We start from the raw sequence: 25,898 nt of genomic DNA, 5'->3' as shown, positions 1-25,898 counted from the left end.
CCCATGGCTACGACCGACCGGCTTGCCCTGCCGCTGCTTGCCGCCGGGCAAGCGCAAAAGGAGATCACGCATAATGAGGCGCTTGCGCTGCTCGATCTGGCCGTTCAGCTCATCGTGGAAAGCGCGGACATCGCCACGCCGCCCGCGGATCCCGGGACGGGCCAGTGCTGGATCGTAACGACCGGGGCCACCGGCGCATGGCTGGACGCGGAGGGCGCAGTCGCCGGCTGGACGAGCCAGGGCTGGCTGTTCCTGCGCCCGGCGGCGGGATGGCGCGCCTGGACAATCGACAGGGGCCATGAACTGCGTTTCGACGGATCGGCCTGGGTGGACGGCCCGGTGCGCGAGGATGGCTTCTATGTTGGGGGCGAGCGTGTTGTTTCCGCACGACAGGGGGCCATCGCCGACCCCACCGGTGGCGCGGTGCAGGACGATCAGGCACGGATCGCTCTGCTCGCCATTCTTTCCGCCCTGCGCACTCATGGCCTCGTTTCACTTTAATCGCGGAACGTTTTCTGGTGCTGGTCATTGTTACGCACCCTGTATTCCGGCGCTGTTCCCGGTCGTCCTCCCATGTGATGAAAACTGCGACATTTCGGCAACAGCGCTCGGGAACCCCCCGGAATCTCCCTTGAATCTCGTTTCGCGCAACATTACACCATTGGCGCAGCATTTTCGTCTTAACTCTGAAAGGGGAATGATATGCGGAAGCTTGGCATTGCCATAGCGCTCGCGTCGACTGCGATGGCCTCGCCATCGCTGGCCAAGGACAAGTCCTGGTACATTGGTGCCGAAGTTGGTGCGATGATCGCCGAGGACGCGGACTCGACGTATGATAATGGCGTTACCGCGAACACGCCGCACAAGACCGGCTATGATGCTGGCGGCATGGTCGGCTACGACTTCGGCGGTTTCCGTCTCGAAGCGGAATATTCGCACAAGAAGGCGATGAACAAGCAGACCAACTATTCGAACCTCTCGACGAACCTGTCGGGTGGCCAGATGCGCATCGACTCGCTGATGCTCAACGGTCTGCTCGACTTCGGTCCGGACGATGGTCTGCAGGGCTTCATCGGCGGTGGCGTCGGTATCGCCCGTTCGAAGATCTCTCTCCCCGACACGCGCGATTCGGACAGCGGCTTCGCCTGGCAGGCTCTCGCCGGCGTCCGTTATCCGGTGACCACGAACGTCGATCTGTCGCTGAAGTATCGCTACTTCAACCACGACGACATCAAGCTGCGGAACACCCGTGGCGTGGGTCTCGAATCCGAGGCCAGCACGCACAGCATCCTGGCGGGCATCATCTACAACTTCGGTGGCGCCGAGCCGGCTCCGCCGCCTCCGCCCCCGCCCCCGCCGCCCCCGCCGCCGCCTCCCCCGCCGCCTCCGCCGCCTCCGCCTCCGCCGGTGGTGCAGTGTGCGCCTGGGCCGTACATCGTGTTCTTCGAGTGGGATAGCGCCGACATCACGCCGGACGCTGCCTCGATCCTCGACAACGCGATCTCGGCTTATGCCAACTGCGGCAGCGCGTCGGTCATGCTGGCCGGCCACGCGGACAAGTCCGGTTCGCCCCGCTACAACATGGGTCTGTCGGCTCGCCGCAACACGGCGGTGCGCGGTTACCTGACCTCGCGTGGCATTTCGGACGGCGTGATTTCGTCCGAGGCCTTCGGTGAGACCCGTCCGCGTGTCGAAACCGCCGATGGCGTCCGTGAACTCCAGAACCGTCGCGTGGAAATCACCTACGGTCCGGGTTCGGGCAACTAAGATACGGATAGGCCGCTCTCGGGCGGTCATCCACAAAGAAGGGGCCGGGCGACCGGCCCCTTTTTTCGTGCCCGCGCGATTTTCCGCGTCCGCGCACCCGCGCGTTTCCGCGCCGGGGGCGCCCTGGCGGACCTCTCGCGGGCGACCAGGGTCCGGTTTTGCTTGAAACCCGGCCCCAAAGACATGATATTGCACCCGAATGATTGGCACTGAAGCTGGTCACAAGGAGAATGAACATGGCGAACTGGCCGGATCCCCGGACAACCTCGGCGGGTTTTGGCGGCATCTCGACGCGCGCGGACGACGCTGCCTTCGATGCAGGTCTGCGGTCCTATATGCTGTCGATCTACAACTATATGGCGAGCGGTGTGCTGGTGACGGGCATCGTCGCCTTGCTGTTCGCGCAGAGCGGCTTTGCCGCGCAGATCCTGCTCGGCCCCGGCCCGCTCAAATATCTGCTGATGTTTGCGCCGCTCGGCTTCGTGATGGTGCTCAGCTTTGGCATCAACCGGCTGCAGACCGGCACCGCGCAGATGCTCTACTGGGCCTATTGCGTCGTGATGGGGCTTTCCATGGCCTCCATCTTCCTGGTCTACACCGGCGAATCCATCGCGCAGACCTTCTTCGCGACGGCGGCGGCTTTCGCGGGCCTCAGCCTCTACGGCTACACCACCAAGCGTGATCTGTCGGGCTTCGGCACGTTCCTGATCATGGGCGTCGTCGGCATCCTGGTCGCGTCGGTCATCAATCTGTTCCTGCAGTCGAGCGCGCTCGGCCTCGTGGTGAGCATCCTGGGCGTGCTGATCTTCGCTGGCCTTACCGCCTACGACACGCAGCGGCTCAAGAGCATGTACAGCTATGTCGCGGGCACGGACATGATGGGCAAGGCCGTCATCATGGGTGCGCTGTCGCTATACCTCGACTTCGTGAACATGTTCATGTTCCTGCTGCGCTTCATGGGCAGCCGCGAATAAGCGCATCACCTCGGATTGCGACAGAAGGCCCGGCGAACGCAAGTTCGCTGGGCCTTTCTGCATTCGCCAAGTCTCGTCACGACAAGACTGTGGCGAACCCCACTATGATTGCTTCTCCGCAGCGCTTTTCATCTGCGCGATGAGCGCATTGTCGATATCCTTGGCGCGCTGATAAGCAGGCCTTGCGCGCAGCCGCTCGGCATAGGCACGGAAGGCCGGCCGGTCCGGCATGGTCCCGAACTGCAGGCCCCAGTCGATCTGCGAACCCACATAGACGTCGGCCGCCGTGAAGCGGGGCCCGCAGACATAATCACGCCCCGTGACGGCGCTTTCGAGCGTCTGCATCGCCAGGTCGTAAGTGCCATAGCCGAACATCCGCGCCCGCTCCTCCGAGACCGTGAAGCCCGCCGCCTGATTGGTGACAGCGGCTTCGACCGGCCCGGCCGCGAAGAACAGCCAGCGATAATAGTCCGCGCGCTCCTCCGGCCGGGGATCGAGCGAGGCTTCGGGAAAGCACGCCGCGAGATAGACGCAGATCGCCGCGCATTCGGTCACGACCTTGCCATCATGAACGATGGCCGGGACCTTCCCCATCGGGTTGAGCGCCAGATAGTCGGGCGATTTCATGCTTCCCGCATAATCGAGCAGATGAGTCTCATAGGGCTGCCCGAGTTCCTCGAGCATCCATCTTATGATCTGTCCGCGCGACATGGGGTTCGTGTAGAACTGGATTGCAGCAGTCATGGGTCACCTCCTGACGGGAACATATCAGGAACAAATCTCGTTGGCCAGCCGTTCCTCGATGGGGTGCGCATCGTCGCGGAAGAACCGGCCGGTCGCGAGAAAATGCCTGATCTGCAAATGGGCGGAGGGGTGATAGGGCAGCAGGCTGTGGGGCAGGGGCAGGACGATGTGGTCCGCTGCGTCCTGCAGGCGCGTGGAGAGGACGCTGACCTTGCCGTCGCTCGGCAAGGGCACCAGCCGGGCGGCGGCGATGGGCATGATCGGCCTGTTGCCGGCGATGATCCCCACCGGATAGTCGACGCGCCCGAGCAGCGCATCGGTGGCGGCATCCCGTTGGGTGACCAGCGCTTCGGCCGCTTTGCCGAGGATGGGCCGCAACCAGGGCCGCTGATGAAGGAAATCCGCGATCTCGCTGCCGCCATTGGGCGTGCCGAGCATCACGACGCTGCCGAGATGGGCGGGGCGCTCGCGCGTGATGAGGGCCCGCGCGACCAGCCCGCCCATGGAATGCGCCACGATATGAAGCGGCGCCTCTCCGCCGCCGCACGCCGCGATGCGGGGCAGAAGGCGCTCGCAGATCCGGTCGAGCGGCGTTCCCCAGCTGTCATAGGTGATCTCGACCGGCCGATAGCCGGCGCGGCGCAACATGATGGCGAGTGGCCGGTTCATCAGGCCGATCCCGCCGAAGCCGTGCAGAATGACCACCGTGGGCAAGGCGGAAGACGCGTCCGACATCATCTCATGATGACCGGAGCCGATCCCGGGCGAAAGGGCTGGTGGAGGAAGCGTGACCGGTTCGCGCCGGGTCGCAGTCGCGGGGCGGGAAAGATGTCGGTCAGGTGGCGGGCTGTCGCAGCCCGGCAGGGCACCGACCCGCTAGAGCGGGCGCAGGTGCGGCGAAGGGTGAGGAAAGCCTGCTTCCCCACCCTTCGTCTCGTCAGCGTGACGTCGGCGCCGGTGCCTTGCGGCCCTTGCCGCTGGCCTTGCCGGCGGGACCACTCTTGCCGCGCCGGGGCGCCGCGGGCGTGATCTCGAATGTGAGAGCACCATCCTTCAGGCGCACATGCACTTCGCCGCCATTGACCAGCTTGCCGAACAGAAGCTCCTCGGCGAGCGGCTGCTTGATCTTCTCCTGGATGAGCCGGCCCATCGGGCGGGCACCATAGAGCTTGTCATAGCCGCGCGCGGTGAGCCATTCGCGCGCATCATTGTCGAGCGTGATGTGAACGTCGCGGTCCGCCAGCTGCAGCTCGAGCTGAATGACGAACTTGTCGACCACCCGGGAGACCACCTCGGTCGGCAGATAGTCGAACGGCACGATCGCATCGAGACGGTTGCGGAATTCCGGCGTGAAGAGCTTCTTCACGGCTTCTTCCTGTACGTCCTCGCGCGTGGACTCGCCAAAGCCGATCGATTCCTTCGCCATGTCGGACGCGCCGGCATTGGTGGTCATGATGAGGATGACGTTGCGGAAATCGACCGTCTTGCCGTGGTGATCGGTCAGGCGGCCATTGTCCATCACCTGCAGCAGGATGTTGAACAGGTCCGGATGCGCCTTCTCGATCTCGTCGAGCAGGAGGACGCAGTGCGGATTCTGGTCGATCGCATCGGTGAGCAGGCCACCCTGATCATAGCCGACATAGCCCGGAGGCGCGCCGATCAGGCGGCTGACCGAGTGCCGCTCCATATATTCCGACATGTCGAAGCGCTGGAGCGGGATGCCGAGCAGCGTGGCCAGCTGCCGGGCAACTTCCGTCTTGCCGACGCCGGTGGGGCCGGAGAACAGATAATTGCCGATCGGCTTGTCCGGATCGCGCAGGCCCGCGCGGGACAGCTTGATCGCGGAGCTGAGCACCTCGATCGCCTTGTCCTGCCCGAAGACGACGCGCTTGAGATCGGTTTCCAGCGATTCCAGCACGCTCTTGTCGTCCGTCGAGACGGTCTTGGGCGGGATGCGCGCCATGGTCGCGATCACCGCTTCGATCTCCTTGGGCGTGATCATCTTCTTGCGCTTGGACGGCGCCACCAGCATCTGCATCGCGCCGACCTCGTCGATCACGTCGATCGCCTTGTCCGGCAGCTTGCGGTCATTGATGTAGCGTGCGGAGAGCTCCACGGCCGCCTTGATCGCATCGGGCGTGTACTTGACGGCGTGATGGTCCTCGAAGGCCGAGCGCAGGCCCATCAGGATCTTGATGGTGTCCTCGACCGTCGGCTCGTTCACGTCGATCTTCTGGAACCGCCGCAGCAGCGCACGGTCCTTCTCGAAGTGGTTGCGGAACTCCTTGTAGGTGGTCGACCCGATGCAGCGGATCGAGCCGCCCGAGAGCGCCGGCTTCAGGAGGTTGGACGCATCCATCGCGCCGCCGGAAGTCGCGCCGGCGCCGATTACCGTGTGGATCTCGTCGATGAAGAGCACCGCGTGCGGCATCTTCTCGAGCTCAGAGACGACGGCCTTCAAACGCTCCTCGAAATCGCCGCGATAGCGCGTGCCGGCCAGCAGCGAGCCCATGTCGAGCGAGTAGATCACCGCTTCCTTGAGGACGTCGGGCACTTCGCCCTGCACGATCTTGCGCGCGAGGCCTTCCGCGATGGCGGTCTTGCCGACGCCAGGATCGCCCACATAGAGCGGATTGTTCTTCGAGCGGCGGCACAGGATCTGGATCGTGCGATCGACCTCGGCACTGCGGCCGATGAGCGGGTCCACCTTGCCGTCCTTCGCCTTCTCGTTGAGGTTGACGGTGAACTGGTCGAGCGCGCCGTCCTTCTTCTTGGTCTCGCCCTTCTTCTCTTCCTCGGCCTGAGGCGGCTTGGGCGGCTCCTGCGTGGCAGCACCCTTGCCGACGCCGTGCGAGAGATAGCTGACGGCATCCAGGCGGCTCATGTCCTGCTGCTGCAGGAAATAGACCGCATAGCTCTCCCGCTCGGAGAAGAGCGCGACCAGCACATTGGCGCCGGTCACTTCTTCCTTGCCGGATGACTGGACGTGCAGGATGGCGCGCTGGACGACGCGCTGAAAGCCGCTGGTGGGCGAGGGATCGACGCTGCCGGTCACCTTCAGGCTGTCCAGCTCGCTGTCGAGATAATGCGTCACGGTGTCGCCGAGTTCGCCCAGATCGACGCCGCATGCCTGCATCACCTTGGCGGCATGCTCGTCATCGATCAGCGCGAGGAGCAGATGCTCCAGCGTTGCATATTCATGGCTTCGCTCCGTGGCATGGGCCAGCGCATTGTGGAGCGTGGTTTCAAGGGCGGGGGCGAAAGAGGGCATGTCTATCTTACTCCTGCGGCCTGAGAGCCAGGCCACGACCTGACCAATGTCGGAGCCCACGCGCCTGCCTTCAAGGGCAAGCTGTCAACGACCCGATGCTGCGGAAGCCGATATGCGCCGGAGGGCGATCCTGCTTCCACTCTCCTCATTTTCTGAATAGCGCCTCGGCGCTTGCCTTGTGATTAACCGAGCGCTCGCGCTGCCTGCGGGTCCGCTCGACCTCGGCGGTGAGCAATGCGATCCGCTGATCGAGCTCGGACATGGACAGCCGCTCAAGGTCCTCGCTGGCAAGTTGCGCCGTCAGGCTGCCGGGCCGCGCCCGGGGAAAGGCGTCGTCAGAATCCATTGCCACCATGGTTGCCGCAAAGCGAGACGGTGTCAACGCCGTCGCGACGGCCGCTCTCTCACCGTACTCCTTTCACGCAGGTCTGGCCTTTTCCGCGAGGGCGACTAGACAGGGCCGCAATGCAGGATCAGCAGCCGAGGGGGACGGATATGGCGGTGCCGGGCATGATGCGGGCGGTGGAAATCAAGGCACCGGGAGGCCCCGAGATGCTTGTCGAGACGACGGTGCCGGTGCCCGTGCCGGGGCAGGGCGAAGTGCTGATCGAAGTCGCCGCCGCCGGCGTCAATCGCCCGGACGTGCTGCAGAGACAGGGACGCTATCCGCCGCCGGCCGGCGCATCGCCGCTGCCGGGGCTGGAAGTTGCCGGCACGATCGCAGCGGTGGGGCCGGGCGTCGATCCCGGCGCGGTGGGGCGCCGCGTCTGCTCGCTGGTGGCGGGCGGCGGCTATGCCGAATATGCGCTCGCCGATCATGCCCAGTGCATGCCGCTGCCGCCGGGCCTTGCCATGGAAGAGGCCGCGGCGCTGCCCGAGACGCTCATGACCGTCTGGCACAATCTGTTCGAGCGCGCTTATGTGGCGAGCGGCGACCATGTGCTCATCCATGGCGGGACGAGCGGCATCGGCACCATGGCGATCTCGCTCTGCCGCCTGTTCGGCATAACCTCCATCGTCACGTGCGGAAGCGACGGGAAATGCCGTGCCGCGCTGGACTGGGGCGCTGGCCACGCCATCAATTATCGTGACGAGGATTTCGTCGAGGCAGTAAAGCGCATCACGGGTGGGGCCGGCGTCGATGCCGTGCTGGACATGGTGGGCGGCGACTATCTCCCGCGCAACCTGCAGTGCCTCGCCGAGGACGGGCGGCACGTCTCCATCGCGGTGCTGGGCGGCGCGAAGGCGGAGATACTGATCCCGCAGATCATGACCCGGCGGCTGACGCTGACCGGATCGACTTTGCGGCCGCGCACGAGCGCGTTCAAGGCCCTGCTGGTGGACGAGATCATGCGCACGGCCTGGCTCTTCGTCGCGGAAGGGACGCTGCGTCCGGCGATGGACCGGATATTCCCTCTGGCACAGGCCGCCGACGCGCACAGCCGCATGGAAGCGGGCGAGCATGTCGGCAAGATCGTCCTCAAGGTGCGCTGATGAGTGAGCCCCTGATCCTCTACGAATATGCGCCCTCGGGCAATTGCTACAAGATCAGGCTGACGGCCGCGCTGCTTGGCCTGCCACTGGCGCGGCGGCACTATGACATCATGCGGGGCGAAACACGCACGCCCGATTTCCTGGCGCATGTGAATGCGAACGGCCGCATCCCGGTGCTGCAGATCGGCGAGCGCTTCCTTCCCGAAAGCAATGCTGCCTGCTTCTGGCTTGCGACCGGCTCGGCGCTCATCCCGGACGATCGCTTCGATCGCGCCGATATGCTGCGCTGGATGTTCTGGGAGCAGTATAATCACGAGCCGAACATCGCGACGTTGCGCTTCTGGCTGGCCTTTGTGGGGGAAGCGGCGCTCACTGACGCGCAGCGCGGCCAGATCGCCGGTAAGCGCGCGGCCGGGGAAGCGGCCCTCGACCTGATGGCGGCGGAGCTCGACCGGCGCGACTGGCTGGTCGGCGCGACACCGAGCCTCGCGGACATCTGCCTGTTCGCCTATACCCATGTCGCCGATGCCGGCGGTTTCGATCTCGGCGGCTGGCCCGCGATCCTGCGCTGGATCGACCGGGTGAAGGCCTTGCCGGGCTATATCCCGATAACGGATTGAGCCGGCACGACTGACGCAGCACCGTCATAATTCAAGAAAAACTGTCATAATCCTCGGCTAGGGGGATGTGCGGAGACAAACTCCACTCGGGGGTCCGCACCAGCATGACCGCGCTTGGCACGATAGCGCCGGAACGTTTGGCAAGAGGCGAGCGTTCACGGCTCCATTTTCGCACGATCTGGATCAGCGACATTCATCTCGGCACCAAGGGATGCAATGCCGGGATGCTGGTCGATTTCCTCGACAGCGTCGACAGCGACACGCTCTATCTGGTGGGCGACATCGTCGATGGATGGCAGCTCAAGAAGCGCGTCTACTGGCCCACCGCGCACAATGACGTCGTCTGGCGCATCATGAAGCGCGCCCGCCGGGGCACGCGCGTCATCTACATCCCGGGCAATCATGACGAGATATTCCGGCAGTTCACCGGCATGAGCTTTGGCGGCGTCGAGATCCGCCGCAAGATGATCCACACCACCGTCGACGGGCGCAAGCTGCTCGTCCTGCATGGCGACGAGTTCGACGCGATCATGCTGGCGCATCGCTGGCTGGCCGTGGTGGGAGACGCCGCCTACACCGCGCTGATGGCGATCAATCGCCGCGTCAACCAGGCACGGCGCCTGCTCGGCATGCCCTATTGGTCGCTCTCGAAGATGGCGAAGCACAAGGTCAAGAATGCGGTGGCCTTCATCTCGCGCTTCGAGGAGATCGTGGCGCATGAAGCGGAGCGGCGCCATGTGGACGGGGTGGTCTGCGGCCATATCCACACGGCGGAAATCCGCCAGTTCGGCGACATCACTTATTATAATGACGGCGACTGGGTGGAAGGCTGCACCGCGCTTGTCGAGCATCATGACGGGCGCATGGAAATCCTGCACTGGGCCGACATCATGGCCGCGCGGGAAACGCCCGAGACCGATCAGCTCCTGGAACTGGCGGCTTGACCGAGATCGGGCAGATCGCCCCGGGGCGGCGCATTCTCATCGTCACCGACGCATGGGCGCCGCAAGTCAATGGCGTGGTGCGCACGCTCCAGTCGGTCAGTGCCGAGCTGGGGGCCATGGGCCATGTGGTGGACGTGATCGGCCCGGACCGCTTCGCGACCCTGCCTTGCCCGACTTATCCCGAGATCCGCCTCGCCATGGCGGCCCCGGGGACGATCGGCCGGATGATCGCCGCTTTCCGTCCCGATGCCATCCATCTAGCGACCGAAGGGCCGCTGTGCGTCGCCGCGCGCCGCTGGTGCCTGCGCCGCGGCTATCATTTCACCACGGCCTATCACACCAATTTCCCCGATTACGTTCAGAGCCGGACCGGCCTCTCGGCGGATCTTTTCTGGCCCTATTTCCGCTGGTTCCATGGTCCCGCCAGTGCGGTGCTGACCTCCACGCCCTCGATCCGGGCCGGGCTTCATCGCGCGGGCATCAGCCAGACCCATCATTGGGGGCGGGGCGTGGACCTGGCGCTCTTCACGCCCGATGGCGCGGCGCATCCGGCCTATGCCGGCCTGCCGGGGCCGGTGATGCTGCATGTCGGCCGGGTGGCGGTCGAGAAGAATATCGAGGCCTTCCTGCGACTGGACATGCCGGGCACCAAGGTCGTCGTCGGTGACGGGCCGGCCCGCGCGGCGCTGGAGCAGCACTACCCCGACGCGCATTTCCTCGGATTGCTCACCGGAGAAGCGCTGGCGAGCGCCTATCGGGGCGCCGACGTCCTGGTCTTCCCCAGCCGCACCGACACGTTCGGGCTGGTGATGATCGAAGCGCTGGCCTGCGGGACGCCGGTCGCCGCTTATCCGGTGATGGGGCCGGTCGACGTGCTCACGCCAACGAGCGGCGCCATGGACGAACGGCTCGAAACGGCAGTGGAGCGGGCGCTGACCATGGACCGCGCGGCCTGCGCTGCTTTTGGCCGCAGCTTCAGCTGGCGCCGGAGCGCCGAACAGTTCCTCGGCAGCCTGCACTGGCTTGGCGAGGACGGATACGCGCGCGCCGCCTGACATCCCCGCCGGGGCGCCTCTCCGATCCATCTCATGCCCGGGACGGAACGGGCGCCGCGTCCGCCGCACGATGCCGCGCCGCCATGGACTTTGCGGGGGACTGGCGATACCAATTCTTCGTCATTCCCCGCTACGAGCGGGGTCTTGTTCCACGAATTGAAGGCAGGACGATCAGGCTCATGGGGAAGTGCAGTCCGACGCGCGCGGAATTCGACCGGGCTTATAACGACCATGTCATCGGCTCCAACTTTCTCGAAGTGCCCGAATATTACGAGATCGACCGGGAACGATACTGGCGCTCGCTGCAATTGCTTTGCGACATGGGCCTCGATTCGGACATGAAGATGATCGAGTTCGGCGGGGGCCAGATGGCGCTGCTGCTCAGCAAGATGTTCGGCATGGACTGCACCGTGGCCGACATCAATGAATCATACCGCAAGGTCATCGATGCGGCCGGCCTCTCCTTCGTGATCGGCAATCTCACCTGGGAGCCGCCGGTGCCCGACGCCGACAAGCGCTATGACCTCGTGGTGATGCTGGAAGTGATCGAGCATATCCCGGAGCCGCCTTATGTCACGTTCCGCAGGCTCTCCTCCCTGCTCAACCCGGGCGGCCGCGTCTTTCTGACCACGCCGAACCTGTTCCGCCTGCGCAACATCACGCGGATGGTGCTGGGCAAGGACTATCTCGACCGGTTCCAGCTTCCGCTGCCCCATGTCGGGCTCGGTCATCAGATGGAATATTCGATGGATCACATGAGTTGGCAGCTGCGGCATGCCGGCTATGCCGTGGAGGACATCCGCCACGACCAGCTGGGCACGAGCGGCCATTCCACGAAGGCTCGGCTGGCGCGCAGGCTCCTCGCGCCGCTCTACATGCGGCCGACCTGGCGGGAGAAGCTCGTCGCCATGGCGCGACTGTCCGAATGACGGCGCCACGCGGTCTTGCCCTGCGGGCCGGACTATACTAAATCTGGCTGCGGCAGGCCGCTCCGCAAGGGGCGGCCCTTATCATTTTGGTGTCATTTTTTGACCGTCAGGAGATTTCCAGTGGCCCAGCCGCTCATGCCCCATGCCACCGCCAGCTGGCTGGTCGACAACACCGCGCTCAGCTTCGAGCAGATCGCCGAATTCTGCGGCCTGCACATTCTCGAAGTACAGGCGATCGCCGACGATACCGCAGGCACGAAATATACCGGACGTGATCCCGTGCGCGCCCATGAGCTGTCCATGGACGAAATCCACAAGGGCGAGGCGAATGCCGATTATCGCCTGCAGATGCTCAAGGGGCCCGATCCGGTGCGTCGCACCAAGGGGCCGCGCTACACGCCCGTCTCCAAGCGGCAGGACAAGCCGGACGGCATCGCCTGGATCCTGCGCCACCATCCGGAGATTTCCGACGGCGCGATCGGCAAGCTGATCGGCACCACTCGCACGACCATCCAGGCGATCCGCGAGCGCACGCACTGGAACATCTCCAACATCCAGCCCAAGGACCCGGTGACTCTGGGCCTGTGCTCGCAGCGCGAGCTTGACCTGCTCGTCACCAAGGCGGCGAAGAAGGCCGGCATCGAAGCGCCGACGGACAATCGTCTCGCCGGCGACCGCGAGGCGCTGATCGCCGAGCTGCGCCTGGAGCGCGAGGAAGCCCAGCGCCGCGCCGAGGAAGCGCTGCGTGCCGAGGAAGCGCTGTTTTCCAGCCCGTCGCAGGACTGAGCATCATGGCATGACCGGCCCCCGACCGGGCCGGTCCCTCCCGAGTCGCGGCTGGCGCGGACCGACGCTGCAGGCCGCGCCGTAGCGTCCGCGCGTCTGCATTGCCTTGCTCGCCGCCATCGCATAGTTTTCCGGCATGGAGAGCGAGAACCCGGTCTGGCAGGACCATTATGATCACCCCGTCGGCTGGGCGCAGGATTTTGCGCCGTTGTCCCTTCCGGGCATGTTGCAGGCGGCGGCGGAGCGCGATGGCGGGCGCTCGCTCATCGATTTCTACGGGCGGCGATTCACTTATGCCGAGTGCCTGGACGCGGCGCGGCGCTTTGCTTGCGGATTGATCGATCTCGGCATCCGCCCCGGCGACCGGGTGGGCCTCTATCTTCCCAATGTGCCCCATTATGTCACCGCTTATTACGGGATCATGATGGCCGGGGCGATCGCGGTGAACTTTTCGCCGCTCTACACGGTCGAGGAGCTGGATCATCAGGCCGAGGACAGCGGCACGCGGATGATGGTGACATTGTCGGCGCGGCCACTGCTCGGCAATGCCCGGGCCATGCTCGACCGGTGCTGCGTGGAGCGCCTCGTGGTGGGCAACGTGGCGGAGGCCCTGCCTGCAGGCAAGGCGATGCTGTATCGCCTGTTCAAGCGGAAGGCGGACGAGCCGATCCCCCACGATCCGCGTCTGACACGCTTTGCCGACATGCTCTCGAACGACGGGGCTCGGACGCTGCCCGCCATCGATCCGGAGCGCGATCTGGCACTGCTGCAATATACTGGCGGCACGACCGGCCGGCCCAAAGGCGCGATGCTGACGCACCAGAACCTCACTGCCAATGCCCGGCAGGTCAATATGCTCGACCCCTGGCATGACAATGATCGTATTCTGGGTGCGCTGCCCTTCTTCCATGTCTTCGCCAATACCGCGGTGCTCAATCGCACGGTCGCCAATGGCGGTGAGATCGTGATGCTGCCCCGGTTCGATTCGCGGCAGGTGCTGGCGGCGATCCAGCGCACCAGGATCACGTCGCTTCCGGGCGTGCCCACGATGTTCCAGGCCTTGCTGGATTGCCCGGATCTTGCGAAGACCAATCTCTCATCCCTGCGCATCTGCATTTCGGGCGGTGCGCCGCTGCCGTTGCCGCTCAAGGAGCATTTCGAGCGCGCGACCGGCGCACGGCTGGTGGAAGGCTACGGCCTGACGGAAAGCAGCGGTGTGGTCTCGGCCAATCCCTATGACCGGCTCGGCAAGGTGGGGACCATCGGCCAACCGATACCCGCGACGCGGATCCGGCTGCTCGATCGCGAGAACCCCAGCCGACGCGCGCCGCCGGGCGTGCCGGGCGAGATCGCAGTCTCCGGCCCCCAGATCATGCAGGGCTACTGGAACAATCCGGCGGCGGACGGCGATGTGTTCGCCGATGGCTATCTGCGGACCGGCGATGTCGGAACCGTGGATGAGGATGGCTATTTCAGCGTCGTCGACCGGATCAAGGACATGATCGCGGTGGGCGGCTTCAAGGTGTTTCCCAGCCAGGTCGAGGAAGTGCTTTATCGCCATCCCGCCGTGCGCGAGGCCCTGGTGATCGGTATTCCGGATTCCTACCGGGGCGAGTGCCCCAAGGCCTTCGTGACGCTCTGGGCGGACAAGACGGAAGGCGTGGAAGGGGACGGCCTCAAGGACTGGCTCAACGAACAGCTCGGCAAGCATGAGCGGGTCTGCGCGGTCGAGATCCGCGACAACCTGCCCAGGACGCTGGTCGGCAAGCTCTCGCGCAAGGAACTCGTGGCCGAGGAGCGCGCCAAGGCCGGGCTAGCCTGAGAGTCGAGAGCCCCTCTCTCCCGGAAACCTCGTGGGGACTATAGGGAGAGAAACCGGAAGAGAGGGGCTGGCGACACGCGTCCAACGGTCGCAACGGAAGAATCAGTGGATGGTTCCCATCGCCTGCTCGGCGGTCAGCAGCAGGAGCATCCGCTCGACCTGGCGCCAGCGGCAGAAGTGGACATGATTGCCGCGCTCGCGGCTCCTGTCCGCGCGCAGGGCGGCTTCCACGCTGGCATGCTCCCCGAAGGTTTCCATGAGCGCGGCGGCATCTTCATAGCTTTGACGGTCCACCAGAATCGGCAGGTGCATGAATGGCTTCCCGTGAGATCGGCCCGGCGCCGACACCGGAAAGCCAACCAAGCATCGTGCCAGTTTGCCGTGACGCTACGGCATCGGGGCATTCGGTGGTGAAAGGCGCCTTAGGCATGTCCCGGCGCGAAACAGAGGGTCCCGCGATCGGACGGCTGGCGTCCCGCCCCGGGACGTGGCAAGGCGCCTGCATGAGTGGTCCCTCTTCTCCCGATCCCCGGCAACGCATGGGCGGCGGCGCGCCGATCGCGCTGCTTTCGCTTCTCGGCACGATCGTCGGCGGTTTTCTCGGCCAGCCGGTGATCGGATTGCTCGCCGGCCTCGGGCTGGGCGTCCTCATCGCGATACTCGTCTGGCGGCTGGGTCCGCGCTGAGGCGTCCAGCATGCGGCTTCCGGTTGCGCGCGGCGGGCCGGCGGCATAGATCGGGCGCATGAAGCGATATATTCTCATGGCGCTGCTGGCGCTGGTCATCGCGGCGGGCGGCATAGTCTTCTATGTGTCGCGGCCGGACGTGGCGCGTCTCGCGGAAGCCGAGCTGGAAGGGCGAGAGCCCCGCTTCACCGAACCCCGGCGCCAGATCATCCCGACCGTGGTCGTCGCGCGCGCCGTGGGCTGGGCCGACGATGCCGCGCCGGTGGCGGCGAAGGGGCTGCGCGTCCAACGTTTTGCGGCCGGGCTGGATCATCCCCGCACCATGCTGCTGCTGCCCAATGGCGACGTGCTGGTGGCGGAAACCGCCAGCCCGCCGCGCCCGACGAACGGCATCACCGATTGGGTCATGGGCAAGCTCATGGGCCGGGCCGGTGCGGGCGCACCTTCGGCCAACCGCATTTCCCTCCTGCGCGACAGCGACGGCGATGGTCTGGCGGAGGACCGCTACAGCTTCCTGGAAGGGCTGAACTCGCCTTATGGCATGGCGCTCGTCGGCGACACGCTCTACGTCGCCAATACCGACAGCCTCATGGCCTTCCCCTACACGCAGGGCGCGGTGCGGATTACCGAGCCGGGCCGGAAAGTCGCCAGCCTCCCCGCCAATGCGCCCAATTATCACTGGACCAAGAGCCTCGCCGCCGGGCCGGACGGCAAGCTCTATGTCGGTGTGGGATCCAACAGCAACATCGCCGAGAATGGCCTGGAGCAGGAAGATCTGCGCGCTGCGGTGATCGAGATCGATCCGCGCGAGGGCGCGTTCAATATCTACGCCAGCGGCCTGCGCAATCCCACCGATCTCGCCTTCAATCCGTGGACGGGCGGCTTGTGGGCGGTGGTCAACGAGCGCGACATGCTGGGCTCCGATCTCGTGCCCGACTATCTCACTGACGTCGATTTCGCTGCCTTCTACGGCTGGCCGTGGAACTACTGGGGCGGCTATATCGACAAGCGCGTGCAGCCCGAGCGCAATGACCTGCGCGAATATACCAGGCGGCCCGCCTTCGGGCTCGGCGCGCACACCGCGCCGCTCGGGCTGACCTTCACGCCCGGCGCGGCGCTCGGCGCGCCCTTCGATCATGGCGCTTTCGTGGCCCTGCACGGCAGCTGGAACCGCAAGCCGCCGGCCGGTTACAAGGTCGCTTATGTCGCGTTCAACGAGAAAGGCGTGCCGCAAGGCAAGCTCGTCGACCTGCTGACCGGCTTCCTCAACAAGGATGGCGATGCGCAGGGGCGTCCCGTGGGCGTCCTCGTCGCGCGCGACGGCGCGCTTCTGGTGAGCGACGATGTGGGCGGCATGGTCTGGCGGATCAGCAATCCCGCAGCGGCAAAGGCCGACGCCACCGCGCAATGAAGACAGGCAGCGGTCGGGCGAATGCGCTGCCGCCGAGGAAGCGCATGCAGGCCTGCGGACCCGCGCGCCGGGTTCAGTCGCCGATGTCCGGTTCGTCGAGGGCCCGGCCCGCGCGGCCTGCCAGCTCGACCACATATTGCCAGGCGACGCGGCCCGAGCGATTGCCGCGCTGCGTGGCCCACTGGATTGCGGCGGCCGGCTCGAAGTCCAGCCCGTGGCGCGCGGCATAGCGCGTCACGATGGCGAGATAGGCCTCCTGGTCGAGCGCGTGGAAGCCGAGCGAAAGGCCGAAGCGATCGGCCAGCGCCAGCCGGTCGTCCACCACGTCCCGCAGGTTGATCGGATCGTCCTGCTCGGACATCGAGCGCGGGACGATATGCCGGCGGTTCGAGGTGGCGTAGAGGCGGACATTGCTGCCCCGCGCGCTCGCGCCGCCCTGCAACAGCGAGCGCAAGGCCCGCGCGTCCGCGCCGAAATCGCCATCGAAGCCGAGATCGTCGATATAGAGGATGATCGGCCGGCGCGTGCCGCTCAGCAGCGAGAAGAGCGTCGCGAGGCTGCGCAGGTCGTCGGTCGCGACTTCGACCAGCGCGAGCGGCAGGCCTTCCTTCTGCACTTGCCCTACGCAGGCCGCGACCGTGGCGGATTTGCCGGTGCCGCGCGCACCCCAGAGCAGGATGTCATGGGCGGCATGGCCCAGGGCGAGGCGGCGGCTGTTCTCCAGGCAGGCCTGCTTCTGCGCATCGATGCCGGTAAGCAGCGCATAGTCCACCGGCTGGAAATGGAGCACCGGCGTGATCGCCTTGCCGTCCCACCGATAGGCGGCATGCGCCTCCAGATCAGCCGACGTGGCAGGGGGTGGCGCCATCCGCTCCAGTGCCGCCGCGATGCGGGTGAGCGCGTCCTGGGGAAAATCCTCTGTCATGTGCGCTCTCTAGGCCAAGCCCGGGCTCCGGCAAAGCCGCTATTGCCGGCTTCATACTGTCACGAAGCGCCGCTATAGCCGCACGATGCCGCTTCGCGCCCGTTCCATCACGACCCAGATTCGCGCTTATGACAGCGCCGGGCTTGCCGAAGCGGCGGCGCTGATCCGCGCGGGCGAGCCCGTCGCCGTGCCGACCGAGACGGTCTATGGCCTCGCTGCCGATGCCACGAACGAGATGGCTGTCGCGCGCATCTATGCCGCCAAGGGACGGCCGGCCTTCAATCCGCTCATCGTGCATGTGAACGACCTCGCAATGGCGCAGCGGCTCGTGACTTTCACGCCAGAGGCCGAGGCGCTGGCCGCGGCGTTCTGGCCGGGCGCGCTGACCATGGTGCTGCCGCGCCGCCCCGATTGCCCCGTTGCCACGCTGGCCAGCGCCGGTCTCCCCACGCTCGCGGTGCGCCTGCCGTCCCACCCGGCCATGCGCGCGCTCATTGCCGCCGCGGGCGTTCCGCTCGCGGCGCCTTCGGCCAATCGATCCGGCGCGATCAGCCCCACGCGCGCGGCACATGTGCTTGCCAGCCTCGACGGGCGCATTCCGCTGATCCTCGATGCCGGGCCGACCAGCGAAGGGCTCGAATCCACCATCGTGCAGCCGCGTGAGGACGCGGTCGTGCTGCTGCGCCCCGGTCCGGTGACGATCGAAGCGCTGGGAGAGGCCTCTGGCTTGCCGGTCGTCTTGCCTGGCCATGGCGGACCGATCACGGCGCCGGGGCAGCTTGAGAGCCATTATGCGCCGTCCAAGCCGCTCCGGCTCGATTGCCCGCACCCGGTCGAAGGTCAGTTCCATATCGGCTTCGGCCCCGGCCCGAGTCAGCGCAACCTCAGCGCATCGGGCGATCTGGTGGAAGCGGCCGCCAATCTCTTCGCTGCGTTGCACGAGGCGGATGCCAGTGGGTTTCCGGCGATAACGGTCGCGCCGGTTCCGCATCGCGGCATTGGCCTTGCCATCAATGACAGGCTGCGCCGCGCCGCTGCCTGACCGCGCGGTATCTGGCCCCGTGTGACGCGCTCTCGCCGCATCGGTGCCACGGGTTGACGCAGGAAAACAGGCTTCGGCACCCGAAATGCAACCGTTTCGCGGTTGGCGCCTTTCTTCAGGCGGCGGCTGCAGACGCACGGTTTGTCGCTTGACACTTCGTGATATCGCGCTGCCCTGTACAGCCCGTCCCGGGTCGTGTCTCGTTCAAGCCCGGCAAGGGCAAGCGAGGCAAAGAAGAAAAGGAAGTGGCATTGATCGCGCTATCTCGAGCGGAGCTTGATTCCTCACTGGTCTTTGTTGCGTTTCTCGCCCTCTTCTCCGCATTGCTCACCTTGCGGGCGGTCTCCTCTCCCCACAATCTGTCCCGTCCGGTCTCGGCGGAAGGCTATGAGCTGGTCGGTGCCTGCATCGGCGCGCTGCTCGCCACGACGCTGACCACAGGGGCTTTCCTGGCCGTCTTCCCCGTCTTCCTGCTTTGCCTGGGCGGGGCGGCCGTGGTGCGCTACCTGGTCGACCAGCTCAGCATGCCGGGCATTCTCTGGCTCACGAGCGTGGCTGCCGGCTGGGTGGTAGGGAGCCTCTGGGCGGTGTTGTTCATCCTCGAGGCGGATTTCCCCGGGCCGCTGACGATCGCGGCGTTCATTGCGCTGGGATTTGCCGGCCTGCTGTTCATTCTCGGCCAGATCGCGAATTTCGCGCGGGAGGCCGTGCTCACGCATGAGCGCTGGAGCCTGCCCTTTTCGCCGATGGACGAGCCGCGCCCGCGCGCGCGCTTCAAGGTCTCGCTGCAGCTGCCCTGCTATGCGGAGCCGCCGGAAGTGGTCATGGAGACGATGAACCGCCTGGCCGCGCTGGACTATGACGATTATGAAGTCCTGGTCTGCGACAACAATACCGCCGACGAGCAGCTCTGGCGCCCGCTGGAAGCGCATTGCGCGGTGCTGAACCGGCGGCTGGGCGTCGAGCGCTTCCGCTTCTTCCATGTCGCGCCGCTCGAAGGCGCGAAGGCTGGCGCGCTCAACTTTCTCCTGGGCGAGATGGCGCCGGACGCCGAGCTCATCGGCGTGATCGATGCCGATTACCTTGCCCGCAGCGATTTCCTCTCGCGCCTCGTGCCGTTCTTTGACGATCCCTCGCTCGGCTACATCCAGACGCCGCACGATTATCGCGATTATGAGGGCAACAGCTATCTGACCGCCTGCCACTGGGAATATATGCCGACCAACAAGGTCGATTATCCCGGCATCAACGAATATGGCGGCGCCTTCACCATCGGCACGATGTGCCTGCTGCGGACCGAGGCGCTCCGCAAGGCGGGCGGATGGGCGGAATGGTGCCTGACCGAGGATTCGGAGGTTTCCGTGCGGTTGCGCGCGGTGGGCTATCGCGGCTTCTATTTCGGCGAGACATTCGGGCACGGCCTCATCCCCGATACGTTCGACGACTACAAGAAGCAGCGCTTCCGGTGGACGGCCGGCCCGGTGCAGCAGTTGCGTCGCCACTGGCGCCTGTTCCTGCCGGCCCCCTTCGCGCCGCCGCTGCCGGGCTGGACGAAGCTGCTGGAGGTCATGCGCTGCATTTCCCCGCTGCAGACTTTCGCCGGCATCGCCTTCACCATCTTCGGCGTGCTTGGGATGATCGTTTCGCTGGCGACCGGCGCGATGACTCCCGTTGCCGTGCCGCACGTTGCGGGCCTGCTCCTCCTCCTGGGCGGCGTGACCTGGTGGCTGCGTACCATGCATCGCTACCGGCTCTCCGGCTGCAATAATGTGGAGGACATGATCCGGGGCGAGATCGCCCGTGCCTCGCTCACTTATGTGACGCTGCTGGCTGGCGTGGCCGGCCTCTCGAAGCGGCCGCTGGCCTGGCGGCGGACGCCCAAGTTCGCGGGCCTGGCCGCCGGGCAGGAATCCCCCTTCGCGGCGACCATGCCGGAGACGATCGCCGGATCGGTCTGCATGGCGCTGGCGCTGGGTTTCCTGTTCGCCTCGGGCTTCGTGGGTGGCGGAGTTGCCCTGCTGGGCTTCCTGGGCCTGTTCAGCCTGTCGGTCCGCTTCTTCTGCGCGCCGCTGATGGCAGCCATCGCGATCCGGGAAGCGCAGCCGCGCAAGGTGAGTGACCGCCCGCGTTATGTCCCACGCCACGCCCGGACTCCGCTAGTCCAGCCGGGCATGGCCGTGGCCACGTCGCATGACCCGCGCGATCCGGCCTCTGTCGTCCGGGATATTCGCTCGGCGCCCCGCTGAACCTGCTTCGCGGCGCTGACTCCTCAGTCGGCGTCGCGGCAGTAGAAGGCGTCGTAGCGTTCCTTGCATTTCCGGCGCAGGTCGCGGCCGAGATTGCGGTCGGCCTCTTCGCGGCTCACGGTCGCCCAGTCGGCGGCCTTCGCCGTTGCCTTCACGGGCGCTGTGGCGACGTTATAGGCTGTTTTCGCCACGCAGCCGGGCAGCACGGGCAGGGCGATCACGAGAAGCGCGCAGAGCGTGGCGCGGCTGGAAAAGCGCATTGTCGGTCTCCTGGGGCCACGTCCCGCCGTCCGGGCGAAGGCCGGGCCCACGTCCTTCTATGCCACCGCAGGCCGGAAGGACAGGGCCCGGCGAACGCCGGTCAGTCTCGCAGGCGCGCCGCGAAACCCTTGCGCAGTTTCTGCAGCTTGGGCGGGATCACGGCCATGCAATAAGGATTGCGGCTGCCAACCCGGTCCCAATATTGCTGGTGATAATCCTCCGCCGGATACCATGTCGCCAGCGGCTCGATAGTCGTCACGATCGGGTTCGGCCAGTCGGGCTGTGCGCGCTCGATCGCCGCGCGGGCTTCCGCTTCCTGCGCCGGGTCATGCGGAAAGATCGCCGAGCGATACTGGGTGCCCACGTCATTGCCCTGCCGGTTGAGCGTCGTCGGGTCATGGGTGGCGAAGAAGATGTCGAGCAGGTCGCCATAGCTGATCGTGGCGGGATCATAAGTGATCCGGATCGCCTCGGCATGGCCGGTCTGCCCGGTGCAGACCTCTTCATAAGTCGGGTTGGGCTTGGTGCCGCCGATATAGCCGCTTTCCACCGCCTCGACGCCGGCCAGGCTCTGGTAGACAGCTTCGGTGCACCAGAAGCAGCCGCCCGCCAGCGTTGCTGTCGCGCTCATTGGGATCCGTCCTTTCGCGATGTCATCTGATGCTCCCGAAATAGGAAGCCGCGGCGAAACCGCAACGTCAGAGCCGCAGACCGGTCGTTTCCGGCAGGCCTGCCATCAGGTTGAGGTTCTGCACCGCCGCGCCGGACGCCCCCTTGCCGAGATTGTCGAGCGCCGCGACAAGGCGGATCTGCTCGCTCGCGGCATCGGAGAAGACGAACAGGCGCATGGCGTCGCTGTCCTTCAGCAGCTCGACCGGGAGCGTGGCGGGCTGATAGCCCTGGTCGACGGAGACGACAGCCGAGCCGGCATAATGGGCCGACAGGGCCTCACGCAGGGTCGCCGCGCCCGTGCCGTTCGCCAGCATCTCGGCGTGCAGCGGCACTTCCACGATCATGCCGGAATAGAGCGGCACGACGGCCGGCACGAAGATCGGCCGGTGCAGCAGCCGGCAGCGCGCCTGCATCTCCGGCACATGCTTGTGCGCCAGCGTCAGCGCATAAGTGCGCCAGGCGCTGGGCGGCCCATCCGGCCCCTCATACTCCGCGATCATCGTCTTGCCGCCGCCGGAATAGCCGGAGACGGCATTGCAGGCGAGGCGGGCCCCGGCCGGGATCAGGCCGGCCGCCACGAGCGGCGCGACCAGCGCGATGAAGCCGGTGGAATAGCAGCCGGGATTGCTGACGAAGCGCGCGTCAGCGACTGCGTCGCGCCCGGCAATCTCCGGCAGGCCATAGACCCAGTCCGGCGCGACGCGATGCGCGGTCGAGGCATCGATGACCCGGGTGCGATCGTTCGCGATCATCGCCACGGACTGGCGCGCGGCGTCGTCCGGCAGGCAGAGGATCACGATGTCGGCCTCGTTGATCGCGCCGGCGCGCGCGGCATCGTCCTTGCGCGCGGCCTCGTCGAGCGTGATGAGGTGGAACTCGCTGCGCCCGGCGAGCCGCTCCCGGATCTGGATGCCCGTGGTGCCGGCTGCGCCGTCAATGAAGATCTTCGTGCTCATGGCTTGATCCTGCGCCGGCCTGTTACCGGCTGCTCATGCTGGTCCGAGAGCCGCGCCACGACATCGGCGAGCGGCTCGATCGTCACGGCCATCCAGAAGGCATTGGCATGGATGAGACGAGTCTCGTCCATCATCAGCCCCACATGGCCGGGGAAGAAGACGATGTCTCCTCGTCGCAACGGCGCATTGTCGTCCAGCGCGGTGCCCAGCGCCTGTGCCTGCTGATCGGTGTCGCGTGGCGCGGCAATGCCGCAGGCGTCCAGCGCCGTCTGCACGAGGCCGGAACAGTCCAGGCCATGCCCGCGCCCGCCCCAGACATAAGGCGCGCCCAGATGACGTTCGGCGACCGCCACCCAGTCGCTTTCCGGCGCGTCGACCGCGCGGATATGGCGCAGATGGGCATAGCCGCCGGCGGTCGCGAGGAAATCGCCCTCGGCCGTGCCGGCGAGCCGCGCGCCCGCCGGGAGCAGCGCCTGCACCGGCGACTTGATGTCGGCCGAAAGGAAGAGCGGCGTGGCCGCCCGCGTGACATGCGTCGCGGCAACCGGCTCGCCCAGCGCGGCGAGGGGAAGATAGCCTACATAATGATCGTGCCCGCAATAGCCCCAGGCCCATTCGCCGCGCGCGTCGAGCATATGGAAGGCCTCGCCGTGCAGCAGTTCCGAGACGGCGCCTGCTGCCTCGTCGGGCTTGCCACGCAGCATGGCGGAGGGGACGACGCAGGCACGGGCAACCGGCGCCACATAATGCGGCGCGAAATACAGCTCGGCGAGCGCCAGGTCGGCAAGGTCCGGGCGTATGGCATTCACGCGCGCGTCATAGCGGCGGGACACGCCGTCCAGCTTCACGCGCCTGCGTGTCGTCGATGATCCCGGGGAGACCCCCGCCACTGTGTCGTGCATCGGGGCCCCCTGCGCCAAAAGAGACGGGCAGGTCAAGGGCCGGTGGCGGCGATGTCAGCGCCCATATCGCTCGCGGAGCATCGCGAAGGTGGCGCGCAGGCCACAGGCCTCGCCGCCTTTCGGGCGCCCCGGCTTCGCGACCGGCCGCCAGGCGAAGGTGTCGAGATGAATCCACGGCGTCTTTTCGGGCACGAAGCGCCGGAGGAAGAGCGCGGCGGTGATGGCGCCGGCAAAGGCACTTTCGCCGCTGTTGGAGAGGTCCGCCACGTCGCTCTTGAACAACTCGTGATAGGGGTCCCACAGGGGCATGCGCCAGACGGGATCGTCCACGGCCGTGCCGCAGGCGGCCAGTTGCGTGGCCAGCGCATCGTCATTGGCGAACATGGCCGGGAGATCGGGCCCCAGCGCCACGCGTGCGGCGCCGGTCAGCGTCGCGAAATCGACGATCAGCTCCGGCTTCTCCTCGCCCGCCCGGGTGAGCGCATCGCCCAGCACCAGCCGTCCTTCCGCATCGGTGTTGCCGATCTCGACGGTGAGGCCCTTGCGGCTGCGCAGGATGTCGCCGGGGCGGAAGGCATTGCCGGCGATCGCATTCTCCGCCAGCGGCAGCAGCAGATGCAGGCGCACCGGCAGCGCGGCATCCATCACCAGTTCGGCGAGGGCCAGCGCATGAGCCGCGCCGCCCATGTCCTTCTTCATCAGGCGCATGCCGGACGCTGGCTTGATGTCCAGTCCGCCGGTGTCGAACGTGATGCCCTTGCCGATCAGCGCGATGCGGGGATGGTCCTCGTGCCCCCATGTCAGCTCGACGAGGCGCGGCGCGTTCGTCCGGTCGGCGGCGCGGCCGACGGCATGGATCATCGGATAGCCCGCTTCCAGCGCATCGCCCCGAGTCACGGTGAGCGTGGCGCCATGGCGGGCGGCGATGGCCTGCGCCTGCGCCTCGATCTGGTCCGGCCCCATGTCCGCCGTGGGCATGTTGACCATGTCGCGTACCAGCGCCGTTGCGCCGGCCTGCGCGACGGCAGAAGCGATGGCGGCGGGCTGCGGCGTCAGCAGAACGCGCGGGCCCTTGTCGCTCTTCTTCTCCTTGTAGCGGTCGAACCGATAGTGCGCGGTCATCCAGCCCAGGATCGCCGGACCAGGATCGCCGCCATCCGCGAGGCGGTAATGCCCCGCCGGCAGGACCTCGGCGAGCCGCGCGAGGCACCAGCTCGACAGGGACTGCGCATTGGCCACGGTGGTCACGACCGACCATTCGTCCGCCCCGTCGCCGGGCAGGATGGCATGGGCATAAGCGGTGGGCTTGAAGCCCTGCGCGTCCAGCGCCGCGCGATGGCGCTCGGGTTGCGTTGCCAGCCAGGCCTGATGACCATTTGCGTCGATGATGTGGATGGTACGGGCGGCCTGCCCGGTGTCGGGGCGCACGAGATCGGCAATTTCCGTCATGTTACCGCGATAATCTCCCCTTGCCCGCTCGGCAAGCAGCGCCGCATGCGTTAGGAAAGCAATCGGCCTGAAGGAGAGAGATCGTCATGACTTCGAACATTGGCAAGGCATTGCTCGTCGCGCTCATGCTGTCCGCAAGCGCCTGCAAGAGCGACGGCGCCGGCAACCTGGCCGACAATGCCATGAATGGCGCGGCGCCCGCGAATGCTGCCAACGCCGCGACGCCCGCCCCGGATGGCGAGACGATCGCTTTCGAAAAGGATCAGGTCGAGTTCCGCTACAGCTGGCCCGGCGCGGCGGCCGCCATCGCGCCGCTTGCGGCCTCGCTGCGTGCGGAAGGCGAGAAGCTGCGCAAGGAAACCGAGGAAGCCGGTCGGAAGGAGCAGGCCTCGGCGAAGGAAGGCGGCTATCCCTATCGGGGCTACAGTCTCACGCAGGACTGGCAGCTCGCCGCCGACGTGCCGGCCCTGCTGGTCCTCCAGAGCGAGGGCTACACCTTCACTGGCGGCGCGCACGGCATGCCGTTCGTCAACACGCTCATGTGGGACAAGGCCGGTGGGCGCCGGCTGGCGCTGGATGCGCTGTTCGACAGCGCCGCGCTGGTCAACGCCATCCGTGCGCGCTTCTGCGGCGCGCTCGATGCGGAGCGCGAGAAGCGGCGGGGCGCGCCGGTCGATCCGAATGCATCGGACGGGATTCCGGAATTCTCGCGCTGCGTGGATCCGGCCAAGCAGGTCATCCTCCCGGTTTCGGCGGGCGGGCGGACGCTCGACACCATTCGCGTCGTCATCCTGCCTTATGAAGCCGGGCCCTATGCCGAGGGCATTTATCAGCTGGACCTGCCGGTCGACGATGCCGTGCGCGCGGCGGTCAAGCCGGCGTGGCGGAGCGCGTTCGGCGCGGGCGCCTGAGCGCGCCCGCCGGCCGATGGATCCGAGGGTT

General features: G+C 66.4%; 26 protein-coding genes. 15 read left to right on the top strand and 11 right to left on the bottom strand.

Going from position 1 to position 25,898, the window contains the following annotated elements:
• Nucleotides 1–3: 3 nt before the first annotated feature.
• From HNP60_RS16045 to HNP60_RS16035, 3 genes are all read left to right on the top strand, one after another.
• A complete protein-coding gene (locus tag HNP60_RS16045) occupies nucleotides 4–501 on the top strand; it encodes a DUF2793 domain-containing protein (protein ID WP_184155746.1) in 498 nt (165 codons plus the stop codon).
• 201 nt (nucleotides 502–702) lie between these two features.
• Nucleotides 703–1,767 (top strand): OmpA family protein, encoded by a 1,065-nt coding sequence (locus HNP60_RS16040; protein WP_014077622.1) that lies wholly within the window; start codon nucleotides 703–705, stop codon nucleotides 1,765–1,767.
• Nucleotides 1,768–2,003: 236 nt separating this feature from the next.
• Entirely contained in the window at nucleotides 2,004–2,741 is a 738-nt protein-coding gene (locus HNP60_RS16035) for a Bax inhibitor-1/YccA family protein (protein WP_184155744.1), read from the top strand.
• A 102-nt stretch (nucleotides 2,742–2,843) separates the two neighbouring features.
• On the opposite strand, the gene HNP60_RS16030 is transcribed toward HNP60_RS16035, so the two are convergent.
• The 4 genes from HNP60_RS16030 to HNP60_RS16015 all read right to left on the bottom strand — a co-directional run bounded on the left by HNP60_RS16030 (nucleotide 2,844) and on the right by HNP60_RS16015 (nucleotide 7,102).
• Nucleotides 2,844–3,485 carry a glutathione S-transferase family protein gene (locus tag HNP60_RS16030; RefSeq protein WP_184155742.1) on the bottom strand — a complete coding sequence of 214 codons (642 nt, stop codon included), beginning with the start codon at nucleotides 3,483–3,485 and terminating at the stop codon, nucleotides 2,844–2,846.
• Between the two features lie 24 nt (nucleotides 3,486–3,509).
• Entirely contained in the window at nucleotides 3,510–4,220 is a 711-nt protein-coding gene (locus HNP60_RS16025) for an esterase/lipase family protein (RefSeq protein ID WP_184155740.1), read from the bottom strand.
• A gap of 202 nt (nucleotides 4,221–4,422) precedes the next feature.
• Entirely contained in the window at nucleotides 4,423–6,756 is a 2,334-nt protein-coding gene (gene clpA, locus HNP60_RS16020; RefSeq protein ID WP_184155738.1) for an ATP-dependent Clp protease ATP-binding subunit ClpA, read from the bottom strand.
• A gap of 145 nt (nucleotides 6,757–6,901) precedes the next feature.
• Complete coding sequence (locus tag HNP60_RS16015) at nucleotides 6,902–7,102, bottom strand: DUF1192 domain-containing protein (RefSeq protein WP_260394954.1); 201 nt, start codon at nucleotides 7,100–7,102, stop codon at nucleotides 6,902–6,904.
• Between the two features lie 149 nt (nucleotides 7,103–7,251).
• Between HNP60_RS16015 and HNP60_RS16010 the strand changes: the two genes are divergently transcribed.
• The 7 genes from HNP60_RS16010 to HNP60_RS15980 all read left to right on the top strand — a co-directional run bounded on the left by HNP60_RS16010 (nucleotide 7,252) and on the right by HNP60_RS15980 (nucleotide 14,406).
• Nucleotides 7,252–8,250: an NAD(P)H-quinone oxidoreductase gene (locus HNP60_RS16010; RefSeq protein WP_184155734.1), complete on the top strand. Its 999-nt coding sequence runs from the start codon at nucleotides 7,252–7,254 to the stop codon at nucleotides 8,248–8,250.
• Nucleotides 8,250–8,870 carry a glutathione S-transferase family protein gene (locus HNP60_RS16005; RefSeq protein WP_184155732.1) on the top strand — a complete coding sequence of 207 codons (621 nt, stop codon included), beginning with the start codon at nucleotides 8,250–8,252 and terminating at the stop codon, nucleotides 8,868–8,870. The genes HNP60_RS16010 and HNP60_RS16005 overlap by 1 nt, the downstream gene beginning before the upstream one ends.
• Before the next feature lie 104 nt (nucleotides 8,871–8,974).
• Entirely contained in the window at nucleotides 8,975–9,814 is an 840-nt protein-coding gene (locus tag HNP60_RS16000) for a UDP-2,3-diacylglucosamine diphosphatase (RefSeq protein ID WP_051003793.1), read from the top strand.
• Complete coding sequence (locus HNP60_RS15995; protein WP_184155729.1) at nucleotides 9,811–10,869, top strand: glycosyltransferase family 4 protein; 1,059 nt, start codon at nucleotides 9,811–9,813, stop codon at nucleotides 10,867–10,869. The genes HNP60_RS16000 and HNP60_RS15995 overlap by 4 nt, the downstream gene beginning before the upstream one ends.
• Before the next feature lie 179 nt (nucleotides 10,870–11,048).
• On the top strand, nucleotides 11,049–11,798 hold the full coding sequence (locus tag HNP60_RS15990; RefSeq protein ID WP_184155727.1) for a class I SAM-dependent methyltransferase: 750 nt from the start codon (nucleotides 11,049–11,051) through the stop codon (nucleotides 11,796–11,798).
• Between the two features lie 135 nt (nucleotides 11,799–11,933).
• A complete protein-coding gene (locus tag HNP60_RS15985) occupies nucleotides 11,934–12,584 on the top strand; it encodes a DUF1013 domain-containing protein (protein WP_184157133.1) in 651 nt (216 codons plus the stop codon).
• Nucleotides 12,585–12,720: 136 nt separating this feature from the next.
• The gene (locus tag HNP60_RS15980) at nucleotides 12,721–14,406 is read left to right on the top strand and encodes a long-chain-fatty-acid--CoA ligase (protein WP_184155724.1); all 1,686 of its coding nucleotides are present in this window, start codon (nucleotides 12,721–12,723) and stop codon (nucleotides 14,404–14,406) included.
• 102 nt (nucleotides 14,407–14,508) lie between these two features.
• Here HNP60_RS15980 and HNP60_RS15975 read toward each other — a convergent pair whose 3' ends face one another.
• Nucleotides 14,509–14,718: a hypothetical protein gene (locus HNP60_RS15975; RefSeq protein WP_184155722.1), complete on the bottom strand. Its 210-nt coding sequence runs from the start codon at nucleotides 14,716–14,718 to the stop codon at nucleotides 14,509–14,511.
• A gap of 191 nt (nucleotides 14,719–14,909) precedes the next feature.
• Between HNP60_RS15975 and HNP60_RS15970 the strand changes: the two genes are divergently transcribed.
• Together HNP60_RS15970 and HNP60_RS15965 are read left to right on the top strand one after the other, a co-directional pair.
• Nucleotides 14,910–15,092 carry a hypothetical protein gene (locus tag HNP60_RS15970; RefSeq protein ID WP_184155720.1) on the top strand — a complete coding sequence of 61 codons (183 nt, stop codon included), beginning with the start codon at nucleotides 14,910–14,912 and terminating at the stop codon, nucleotides 15,090–15,092.
• Nucleotides 15,093–15,150: 58 nt separating this feature from the next.
• Complete coding sequence (locus HNP60_RS15965) at nucleotides 15,151–16,503, top strand: PQQ-dependent sugar dehydrogenase (protein WP_184155717.1); 1,353 nt, start codon at nucleotides 15,151–15,153, stop codon at nucleotides 16,501–16,503.
• A 73-nt stretch (nucleotides 16,504–16,576) separates the two neighbouring features.
• Here HNP60_RS15965 and HNP60_RS15960 read toward each other — a convergent pair whose 3' ends face one another.
• Nucleotides 16,577–17,428, bottom strand: coding sequence for an ATP-binding protein (locus HNP60_RS15960; protein ID WP_184155714.1), 852 nt, complete (start codon nucleotides 17,426–17,428; stop codon nucleotides 16,577–16,579).
• Between the two features lie 85 nt (nucleotides 17,429–17,513).
• On the opposite strand from HNP60_RS15960, the gene HNP60_RS15955 reads away from it, so the two are divergent.
• Together HNP60_RS15955 and HNP60_RS15950 are read left to right on the top strand one after the other, a co-directional pair.
• The gene (locus tag HNP60_RS15955) at nucleotides 17,514–18,470 is read left to right on the top strand and encodes an L-threonylcarbamoyladenylate synthase (protein ID WP_184155711.1); all 957 of its coding nucleotides are present in this window, start codon (nucleotides 17,514–17,516) and stop codon (nucleotides 18,468–18,470) included.
• A 251-nt stretch (nucleotides 18,471–18,721) separates the two neighbouring features.
• Nucleotides 18,722–20,716 carry a glycosyltransferase family 2 protein gene (locus tag HNP60_RS15950; RefSeq protein WP_184155708.1) on the top strand — a complete coding sequence of 665 codons (1,995 nt, stop codon included), beginning with the start codon at nucleotides 18,722–18,724 and terminating at the stop codon, nucleotides 20,714–20,716.
• Between the two features lie 23 nt (nucleotides 20,717–20,739).
• Here the strand turns inward: HNP60_RS15950 and HNP60_RS15945 are convergent, their stop codons facing one another.
• From HNP60_RS15945 to HNP60_RS15925, 5 genes are all read right to left on the bottom strand, one after another.
• The gene (locus tag HNP60_RS15945; RefSeq protein WP_184155705.1) at nucleotides 20,740–20,976 is read right to left on the bottom strand and encodes a hypothetical protein; all 237 of its coding nucleotides are present in this window, start codon (nucleotides 20,974–20,976) and stop codon (nucleotides 20,740–20,742) included.
• A gap of 101 nt (nucleotides 20,977–21,077) precedes the next feature.
• A complete protein-coding gene (gene msrA, locus HNP60_RS15940; protein ID WP_184155701.1) occupies nucleotides 21,078–21,608 on the bottom strand; it encodes a peptide-methionine (S)-S-oxide reductase MsrA in 531 nt (176 codons plus the stop codon).
• Between the two features lie 67 nt (nucleotides 21,609–21,675).
• The gene (argC, locus tag HNP60_RS15935) at nucleotides 21,676–22,605 is read right to left on the bottom strand and encodes an N-acetyl-gamma-glutamyl-phosphate reductase (RefSeq protein WP_184155698.1); all 930 of its coding nucleotides are present in this window, start codon (nucleotides 22,603–22,605) and stop codon (nucleotides 21,676–21,678) included.
• Nucleotides 22,602–23,507, bottom strand: coding sequence for a C40 family peptidase (locus HNP60_RS15930; protein WP_184155696.1), 906 nt, complete (start codon nucleotides 23,505–23,507; stop codon nucleotides 22,602–22,604). The genes argC and HNP60_RS15930 overlap by 4 nt, the downstream gene beginning before the upstream one ends.
• A gap of 54 nt (nucleotides 23,508–23,561) precedes the next feature.
• Nucleotides 23,562–24,956 carry a leucyl aminopeptidase family protein gene (locus HNP60_RS15925; RefSeq protein WP_184155694.1) on the bottom strand — a complete coding sequence of 465 codons (1,395 nt, stop codon included), beginning with the start codon at nucleotides 24,954–24,956 and terminating at the stop codon, nucleotides 23,562–23,564.
• Between the two features lie 86 nt (nucleotides 24,957–25,042).
• Between HNP60_RS15925 and HNP60_RS15920 the strand changes: the two genes are divergently transcribed.
• A complete protein-coding gene (locus tag HNP60_RS15920; RefSeq protein WP_184155691.1) occupies nucleotides 25,043–25,867 on the top strand; it encodes a DUF4163 domain-containing protein in 825 nt (274 codons plus the stop codon).
• The last annotated feature ends 31 nt before the right edge of the window (nucleotides 25,868–25,898 follow it).

The organism is Sphingobium lignivorans (genome assembly GCF_014203955.1).
GTDB lineage: Bacteria > Pseudomonadota > Alphaproteobacteria > Sphingomonadales > Sphingomonadaceae > Sphingobium > Sphingobium lignivorans.
This window is presented reverse-complemented; position numbering and strand designations above follow the sequence as displayed.

What these genes read in the sequence shown, in the direction of transcription:
- HNP60_RS16045 (WP_184155746.1), top strand. Translation starts at nt 4, where the DNA reads ATGGCTACGACCGACCGGCTTGCCCTGCCGCTGCTTGCCGCCGGGCAA.
- HNP60_RS16040 (WP_014077622.1), top strand. Translation starts at nt 703, where the DNA reads ATGCGGAAGCTTGGCATTGCCATAGCGCTCGCGTCGACTGCGATGGCC.
- HNP60_RS16035 (WP_184155744.1), top strand. Translation starts at nt 2,004, where the DNA reads ATGGCGAACTGGCCGGATCCCCGGACAACCTCGGCGGGTTTTGGCGGC.
- HNP60_RS16030 (WP_184155742.1), bottom strand. Translation starts at nt 3,485, where the DNA reads ATGACTGCTGCAATCCAGTTCTACACGAACCCCATGTCGCGCGGACAG.
- HNP60_RS16025 (WP_184155740.1), bottom strand. Translation starts at nt 4,220, where the DNA reads ATGTCGGACGCGTCTTCCGCCTTGCCCACGGTGGTCATTCTGCACGGC.
- clpA (WP_184155738.1), bottom strand. Translation starts at nt 6,756, where the DNA reads ATGCCCTCTTTCGCCCCCGCCCTTGAAACCACGCTCCACAATGCGCTG.
- HNP60_RS16015 (WP_260394954.1), bottom strand. Translation starts at nt 7,102, where the DNA reads ATGGATTCTGACGACGCCTTTCCCCGGGCGCGGCCCGGCAGCCTGACG.
- HNP60_RS16010 (WP_184155734.1), top strand. Translation starts at nt 7,252, where the DNA reads ATGGCGGTGCCGGGCATGATGCGGGCGGTGGAAATCAAGGCACCGGGA.
- HNP60_RS16005 (WP_184155732.1), top strand. Translation starts at nt 8,250, where the DNA reads ATGAGTGAGCCCCTGATCCTCTACGAATATGCGCCCTCGGGCAATTGC.
- HNP60_RS16000 (WP_051003793.1), top strand. Translation starts at nt 8,975, where the DNA reads ATGACCGCGCTTGGCACGATAGCGCCGGAACGTTTGGCAAGAGGCGAG.
- HNP60_RS15990 (WP_184155727.1), top strand. Translation starts at nt 11,049, where the DNA reads ATGGGGAAGTGCAGTCCGACGCGCGCGGAATTCGACCGGGCTTATAAC.
- HNP60_RS15985 (WP_184157133.1), top strand. Translation starts at nt 11,934, where the DNA reads ATGCCCCATGCCACCGCCAGCTGGCTGGTCGACAACACCGCGCTCAGC.
- HNP60_RS15980 (WP_184155724.1), top strand. Translation starts at nt 12,721, where the DNA reads ATGGAGAGCGAGAACCCGGTCTGGCAGGACCATTATGATCACCCCGTC.
- HNP60_RS15975 (WP_184155722.1), bottom strand. Translation starts at nt 14,718, where the DNA reads ATGCACCTGCCGATTCTGGTGGACCGTCAAAGCTATGAAGATGCCGCC.
- HNP60_RS15970 (WP_184155720.1), top strand. Translation starts at nt 14,910, where the DNA reads ATGAGTGGTCCCTCTTCTCCCGATCCCCGGCAACGCATGGGCGGCGGC.
- HNP60_RS15965 (WP_184155717.1), top strand. Translation starts at nt 15,151, where the DNA reads ATGAAGCGATATATTCTCATGGCGCTGCTGGCGCTGGTCATCGCGGCG.
- HNP60_RS15960 (WP_184155714.1), bottom strand. Translation starts at nt 17,428, where the DNA reads ATGACAGAGGATTTTCCCCAGGACGCGCTCACCCGCATCGCGGCGGCA.
- HNP60_RS15955 (WP_184155711.1), top strand. Translation starts at nt 17,514, where the DNA reads ATGCCGCTTCGCGCCCGTTCCATCACGACCCAGATTCGCGCTTATGAC.
- HNP60_RS15945 (WP_184155705.1), bottom strand. Translation starts at nt 20,976, where the DNA reads ATGCGCTTTTCCAGCCGCGCCACGCTCTGCGCGCTTCTCGTGATCGCC.
- msrA (WP_184155701.1), bottom strand. Translation starts at nt 21,608, where the DNA reads ATGAGCGCGACAGCAACGCTGGCGGGCGGCTGCTTCTGGTGCACCGAA.
- argC (WP_184155698.1), bottom strand. Translation starts at nt 22,605, where the DNA reads ATGAGCACGAAGATCTTCATTGACGGCGCAGCCGGCACCACGGGCATC.
- HNP60_RS15930 (WP_184155696.1), bottom strand. Translation starts at nt 23,507, where the DNA reads ATGCACGACACAGTGGCGGGGGTCTCCCCGGGATCATCGACGACACGC.
- HNP60_RS15925 (WP_184155694.1), bottom strand. Translation starts at nt 24,956, where the DNA reads ATGACGGAAATTGCCGATCTCGTGCGCCCCGACACCGGGCAGGCCGCC.
- HNP60_RS15920 (WP_184155691.1), top strand. Translation starts at nt 25,043, where the DNA reads ATGACTTCGAACATTGGCAAGGCATTGCTCGTCGCGCTCATGCTGTCC.